The 6,000-nt window shown below is 74.4% G+C and carries 8 protein-coding genes; 3 read left to right on the top strand and 5 right to left on the bottom strand.

Features of this window, described 5'->3' with window-relative positions:
• Positions 1 to 198: 198 nt before the first annotated feature.
• Together greA and ACRYM0_RS05975 are read right to left on the bottom strand one after the other, a co-directional pair.
• The gene (gene greA / locus ACRYM0_RS05980) at positions 199 to 696 is read right to left on the bottom strand and encodes a transcription elongation factor GreA (protein WP_432503055.1); all 498 of its coding nucleotides are present in this window, start codon (positions 694 to 696) and stop codon (positions 199 to 201) included.
• A gap of 122 nt (positions 697 to 818) precedes the next feature.
• Positions 819 to 1,238: a DUF4307 domain-containing protein gene (locus ACRYM0_RS05975; RefSeq protein ID WP_432503053.1), complete on the bottom strand. Its 420-nt coding sequence runs from the start codon at positions 1,236 to 1,238 to the stop codon at positions 819 to 821.
• A gap of 136 nt (positions 1,239 to 1,374) precedes the next feature.
• Here ACRYM0_RS05975 and mca point away from each other — a divergent pair, with 136 nt between their 5' ends.
• Complete coding sequence (mca, locus tag ACRYM0_RS05970; protein WP_432503051.1) at positions 1,375 to 2,277, top strand: mycothiol conjugate amidase Mca; 903 nt, start codon at positions 1,375 to 1,377, stop codon at positions 2,275 to 2,277.
• The gene (locus ACRYM0_RS05965; RefSeq protein WP_432503049.1) at positions 2,274 to 2,573 is read left to right on the top strand and encodes a hypothetical protein; all 300 of its coding nucleotides are present in this window, start codon (positions 2,274 to 2,276) and stop codon (positions 2,571 to 2,573) included. Before mca ends, ACRYM0_RS05965 begins: the two co-directional genes overlap by 4 nt.
• A gap of 3 nt (positions 2,574 to 2,576) precedes the next feature.
• On the opposite strand, the gene ACRYM0_RS05960 is transcribed toward ACRYM0_RS05965, so the two are convergent.
• Positions 2,577 to 3,515, bottom strand: a complete 939-nt coding sequence (locus ACRYM0_RS05960; RefSeq protein ID WP_432503047.1) for a Gfo/Idh/MocA family protein — start codon at positions 3,513 to 3,515, stop codon at positions 2,577 to 2,579.
• Positions 3,516 to 3,586: 71 nt separating this feature from the next.
• Here ACRYM0_RS05960 and ACRYM0_RS05955 point away from each other — a divergent pair, with 71 nt between their 5' ends.
• On the top strand, positions 3,587 to 4,114 hold the full coding sequence (locus ACRYM0_RS05955; protein WP_432503045.1) for a Uma2 family endonuclease: 528 nt from the start codon (positions 3,587 to 3,589) through the stop codon (positions 4,112 to 4,114).
• Positions 4,115 to 4,370: 256 nt separating this feature from the next.
• Here the strand turns inward: ACRYM0_RS05955 and ACRYM0_RS05950 are convergent, their stop codons facing one another.
• Positions 4,371 to 4,745 carry a TfoX/Sxy family protein gene (locus ACRYM0_RS05950; protein WP_432503043.1) on the bottom strand — a complete coding sequence of 125 codons (375 nt, stop codon included), beginning with the start codon at positions 4,743 to 4,745 and terminating at the stop codon, positions 4,371 to 4,373.
• A 170-nt stretch (positions 4,746 to 4,915) separates the two neighbouring features.
• Positions 4,916 to 5,557: a hypothetical protein gene (locus tag ACRYM0_RS05945; protein WP_432503041.1), complete on the bottom strand. Its 642-nt coding sequence runs from the start codon at positions 5,555 to 5,557 to the stop codon at positions 4,916 to 4,918.
• Between the last annotated feature and the right edge of the window lie 443 nt (positions 5,558 to 6,000).

The raw sequence follows: 6,000 nt of genomic DNA, 5'->3' as shown, positions 1-6,000 counted from the left end.
ATTAGCGTGGGACATGAAGGCCTCTCGGTCGTTGGGCGGACGGCGTCAGACACCTCCACCCAGCACCAAGGGGCCTTCTTCGATCAAGCACCCACCCGGCGTGTCACCAACCTCATGGCCGAGTACAGCTAGGCGCCCGGCCCCCGCGCGGCGGCGCCCCGGCACCGGGTGGTGCCGGGGCGCCGCCGGGGGCGGGGTTCAGCCGCTGAACGGCTCCACCTTCTGCACCTTCACCGGGATCTGCCGGCCGCTGGGGGCGGTGTAGCTCACCTCGTCGCCGGGCTTGCGGCCCAGGACGGCCGCACCCAGCGGCGAGCGCTCGCTGTACACGTCCATCCCGCCGGCGTCGCCGACCTCGCGGCTGCCCAGCAGGAAGCGCATCTCCTCGCCGGCCAGCTCCACCGTCACCACCGAGCCGAGGGTGACCTCCCCGGACGCCGAGGCGGCCGCCTCGCCCACCTTCGCGGTCTCCAGCAGGTGGCGCAGCTGCCGGATGCGCAGCTCCTGCTTGCCCTGCTCCTCCTTGGCCGCGTGGTACCCGGCGTTCTCCTTGAGGTCGCCCTCCTCGCGGGCCTGCTCGATGCGCTTGGCGAGCTCGGTGCGGCCCGGGCCGGAGAGGTGCTCGTACTCGGCCTTCAGCCGGTCGTAGGCGTCCTGGGTCAGCCAGGTGACGCTGCCGCTGGTGGTCTCGCTCACGCTGCTCGCTCCTCGTCGCACGTCCTCGGGCGAGTCCTGGTGCCCGCCCCAAACACCGAGTCGCCCGGCCCCGCGACCGCGGGAGCGAGCGACTCGAAGGGACAACGTTAGCCCCGCCGGGCTCAGCCATCCACCGCCACGCACGACTCCACCTGCACGGTGACCGCCCGGGACGTGGTGCGCAGCCGCACCTCCCGCTGCACCTCCCGCTCCGGGCCGGCGGGCACGTCCACCCGCAGCAGCCCCACCTCCGCGGAGGAGGAGTCCAGGGCGTGCACGGTGCACTGCACCGCGGTGCCCGGCTCGCGCGCCACCGCGAAGCGCAGCTGCGCCGTGCCGTCGTCCAGCACGCTGTGGGAGATCACCGTGTAGGCCGGGCCCTGCGTCTGCCACACCGCGACCCACACCCCGTACGCCAGGACCAGCACCGCCCCCAGGACCGCCGCGGCCACCGGCAGCGGCCGCCGGTACCAGGGCCGGTCCGGGCGCGGCCGGCGCCCGTAGCGGGTCGCGAGCAGGTCGTCGGTGGTGTCGCTGGGCACGCGGTGCTCCCCGGGGGTGCGGGCGGGCGCCGGAGGGGGGTGTGCCGCCGCCCGGCGCGGTGGGCGAGGATGTGTCCCGATGGTCGCACCCGCCGCGGGCGGGGTGGCGACGGCGGGGGAGTGGAGGAGGAGCCCAGTGGCGGAGACGCTGCGGCTGATGGCCGTGCACGCGCACCCGGACGACGAGTCGAGCAAGGGCGCCGCGTCGATGGCGCGCTACGCGGCCGAGGGCGTGGAGGTCCTGGTCGTGTCCTGCACCGGCGGCGAGCGCGGCGACGTGCTCAACCCGCGGCTGCAGGGCGACGCGCGGATGCTGCGCGACATGGCCGAGTACCGGCGCCGGGAGATGGCCGAGGCCGCGCGCGTCCTGGGCGTGCAGCACCGCTGGCTCGGCTACGTGGACTCCGGCCTGCCCGAGGGCGACCCGCTGCCCCCGCTGCCGGCGGGCTGCTTCGCGCTGGAGCCGGAGGAGTTCACCGTCAACGCCCTCGTGCACGTGGTGCGGGAGTTCCGGCCCCACGTCATGACCACGTACGACGAGTCCGGCGGCTACCCGCACCCGGACCACATCATGTGCCACCGGGTCTCGCGCGCGGCGTTCGACGCCGCCGCCGACCCGGACCGCTTCCCGCTGGCCGGGCCGGCGTGGCGCACCTCGAAGCTCTACTACCACGCGAACTTCTCCCTCGAGCGGATGACGACCTTCCACGAGGCGCTGCTCGCCCGCGGGATGGAGTCGCCCTACGGGGAGTGGATGGAGCGCATCCGGAAGGCGCAGGAGGACCCCGCGGCGCCGAAGCGCGTGGAGCTGGAGGTCACCACCCGCGTGGAGTGCGCCGACTTCTTCGAGACCCGCGACCGCGCCCTGCTCGCCCACGCCACCCAGATCGACCCCGACGGGTTCTTCTTCGGCGTGCCGAACGAGCTGCAGCGCGAGCTGTGGCCCACCGAGGACTACCACCTCGCGGTCTCGCACGTGCCCACCGAGCTGCCCGAGGACGACCTGTTCGCCGGGCTGCGCGCCCGGGTGCCGGCGTGAGCGCGCTGAGCGGCGGGGCGCCGGTGCTCGCCGGGACCCCGGTGCCCACCTCGACGGCCACGGCGACGTCCACCCAGGAGGTGTCGATCGACCCGGACCTCGTCACCCCGGGCCTGGGGGGGTTCTTGACCCTCTTCGCCCTGGCCATGGCGCTGTACTTCCTCGGGCGCGGCATGGCCCGCCGGGTGCAGCGGGTGAACCAGCGCGCCCGCCTGGACGCCGAGGAGCGCGCCGAAGCCGCCGCGGCACGGACCAGCGGCGACGCCGGGCAGCCGGACGGACGCCGGGAGGGCTGAGCCTCAGCGCCGCGGCACCGGCGTGGTGCGCTCGCCGGCCGGGCGGGCCAGGTGCTCCTCCACGGCGGCCAGCACCGCGACCGCCTCGCGCGCGCGCCCCACGCCCTGCGGGTGCTCGCGCCCGGTGGCGGCGCACTCGCGCAACTGGTCCACCGCGCGGGCGAACCCCTCCTGCGGGGTGCCGTGGAAGCGCGGCAGGTCGTGCCGCCCGCCCGGCCCCCACACCGTCGCGAACGACCCACCCGCCCCGGCCGGCGCGGTCAGCGTCAGCGACAGCGCGCTGCCGGCCCCGCCGGCGTGCTCCAGCGCCACGTTCACCGCGTCCCGCACGCCGCGCCCGGCGCTGACCCGCTCCACCGGCGGCAGCAGCTCCCGCAGGATCGACAGCGCGTGCGGGCCGGTGTCCCACAGCCCGCCGCGCTCGCGGCGCCACGCCGAGGCGCCGTACGGGTTGCCGGGGACGTCGACGGTGCCGGCCCAGCGGGCGATCGCCCCCTCCCACGGGCCGTGCTCGGCGGCCAGGGCGCGCATCCGCTCCAGCCAGCGCGTGACGTCCGGCTGGAACAGGTAGGTCGTGTACGTCACCGAGGCGACACCGCCCTCGCGCACCGCCGCCACCACGTCGTCGGCGGCCGCCACGTCCAGCGCCAGGGGCTTCTCCACCAGCACGTGCCGGCCGGCCCGGGCGGCGCGTGCCGCCAGCGGCGCCTGCACGTGCGGGGGCAGTGCGATCGTCACCGCGTCCACCTGCTCGATCAGCTCCTCCGGGGAGGCGAAGGCGCGCCCACCGACCTGCTCGGCCACCGCGGCCGCCCTGGCCGGGTCGCGGCCGGCGAAGCCCACCAGTTCCACGTCAGGGTGGGCGGCCAGCGCCGCCCCGTGGCAGGTCCGCGCCCAGTGGCCGGTGCCGAGGACCCCGAAGCGTCGCGGTGCGTCGTTCACGCGACCACCCTGCCGCACCCGTGTCCGTGCAGCGGTACCGGGCCGCGGAGCCGTCGGCTGGCGTCGGGGAGGTGAGCGCGGAGACGCACGCGGGCGCCCGGGACGTCCCCATGTCCTGGGACGAGTACGTCGCGCTCGGCGAGGGCGTCCGCGGCGAGTACGTCGACGGGAAGCTGCACGTGCCCCCTCGGCCCACCTTCCGGCACCAGGTCGCGTGCACGCGGCTCACCGGCCTCCTCGCCGGTGCCGGGCACCTCGCGGTCGCCGACTGGGCGTGGAAGCCCGGTGCGCACGAGTGGCACCCCGACGTGATGGTCGTCGGCGAGGACGTCGACGTCAGTGCGAACCGGTACACCGGGCGACCCCGGTTGATCGTGGAAGTGCTGTCGTCCAACGCCACCGACGACACGATCCGCAAGATGCACCAGTACGCCCTGCACGGGCTGCCGCACTACTGGATCCTCGGGCAGTACGAGCGCACGCTGTGGACCTACGAGCTGACCGCGAGCACCTTCCGGCAGACCGCGGAGATCACCGACCGCGGGACCCCGCCCGGGTGGGACGTGGAGGTCGCCGTGGACGAGGTGCTGCTGCGGTAGGCGCGCGGTCGTGAGCGGACCCGGCCGCCGGTGGCGCTCCGGTCGTCGCGGATCGCCGCCCGCCGCCTCAGCGGCCGGCGCGCTGCACGACCCCACCGCTGTGGACGGTCTTGACCTCCACGCCACCACCCCGGCGGGCACAGCTTCGAGGTGGGTGTCACGACTGCGCGGACGGTCGGGGTGGGGGCGAACCGCGCCGGTGAGCCGGCGAGGTGCTGCCAGGCGGCCCGCACGGTCTCGACGAGCGGGTCGCGGGTCACGGGATCGAGGTCGTCGTGGCCTTCGGTCGCTGCTTCGTGCCCGAGCCTCGCGCGTGGAAGGCCAAGGCCGCCTGCATCCAGTACGCGAACTCCTCCTGCGTGGCGAGGGCTTCCGCGTCGACCGTGATCCACCCGGGGCCCATCGATCGTCCCTCGCCCATCTCGGCTCGCCGGGCCCCGGGCTTGTGCAGGTGCTGGGCGTCACTGTCGGGTGCGACCCGGACGAGCAGGCCGGACCCGCCGGCGGAGACGCAGACGAGCATCCGCTCATCCACCATGAAGGCCAGTCCGCCGAACATCTTGACCTCGCGGACCTCGCGATCGGTCAGCGCGGTCCGGACGCGGTCCGCCACCTGCGTGTTGTGGGCCACGACGAGCGCTCCTCTCGTTGACGACCCGGTGGCTGCTCCGGGCCTTCGGCATTGTGCTGGTGGTCGAAGAGCGCGTCACCCACTTCTCGACAGATGCGGACGTCCTGGTCAGCGGGATGACCGTGAAGTCGCTGGCCACGCGGACGGCGGGATGACCGCGAGGTGCGCGGTCAGGTGCCCTTCGCGGTCGACTGGGTCGAGGTGCCGTCGTCAGGGGAGCGGGTGGCGACCTGGGCCAGCCAGGCATCGGTGTCCGTGCACGCCCGTCGCGCCTGCTCGTTGCCGGCTTCCGGCTGCCCGGGCCCGTCGACGGCCGCGCTCCAGGCCCGCCCGTGCTGCAGCGCGGTGTAGCGGATACCCAGCCAGAACCCCGGCTCCTGCACCTGCAAGCCGTCCTCGTCCCTCTCGGCCTCGCGGGCGCGGTCGACGAGGACCTGGGTGACGTAGGCGCGCCCGTTGCCGTCGGTACCTTCGAGCACCACGATGCGCGAGCCGGCCTGTGACGGCGTGGCCGGCAGTGCCACGGTGCACAGCTCCTTCGGCGCTCGATCGGGACCGGGGGCGTCCAAGGGCGTGAACTCGATGGCGCTGGACATGCCGGGGCAACCGTCGTTCTCGGCGCACAACCGCTGCATCGCCTCCTCAGTGCGCTGCGTGGCCAGGGCGACGACGTGGGCGACGGCGGTCCGGGCCTCGGCGTCGCTGACGGCGGCGACGGGCAGCTCTTCCTGTCCAGAGCATCCGCTGAGCACACCGGCCAAGATCAGCACGCACAGCGTGGTGGGCAGCAGCACGCGGCGCGATGTGGTCACGCTATCGACGGTACCCAGCAGGTGCCCCGCGTCGAGGGCGATGCGGGGCATCTGGACCCGGCGGGCTGCTGACACCAGCGCACGGTCGGACATCGACACGTGTGGTCGTCGTCGGTCGCTGACGACCACACACAACGCGGGATGAGCGTGAACTCGTCAACGGCCCTGCTCGGGGTGGCCGTGAAGTTGGGCGCCCGCTGCTCCGAGCGGGGCGAGCCTGGAGGTTCGTCGTCTTCGGTCACCGGTCATCGAGCAGACTCCAGGTGTGCGTCACGTCCTGCTCCTGACCTCCCTGCTGGTGGCGATCACCGCCTGCACTTCCCCGACCGACCCGGTGAGGACCTCCCCCGCTGAGCAGGGTGAGCTTGAGAGCTCGGCGGTGAGCTCGGACTCCTTCTGGGCCGACGATCCCGGGTCAGGGTGCCAACCGCCGCCAGATGCGG

This window comes from Kineococcus arenarius subsp. arenarius (genome assembly GCF_050871845.1).
GTDB lineage: Bacteria > Actinomycetota > Actinomycetes > Actinomycetales > Kineococcaceae > Kineococcus.
The sequence above is the reverse complement of the archived record's forward strand: the minus strand, read 5'-3'. Positions and strand labels throughout refer to the sequence as shown.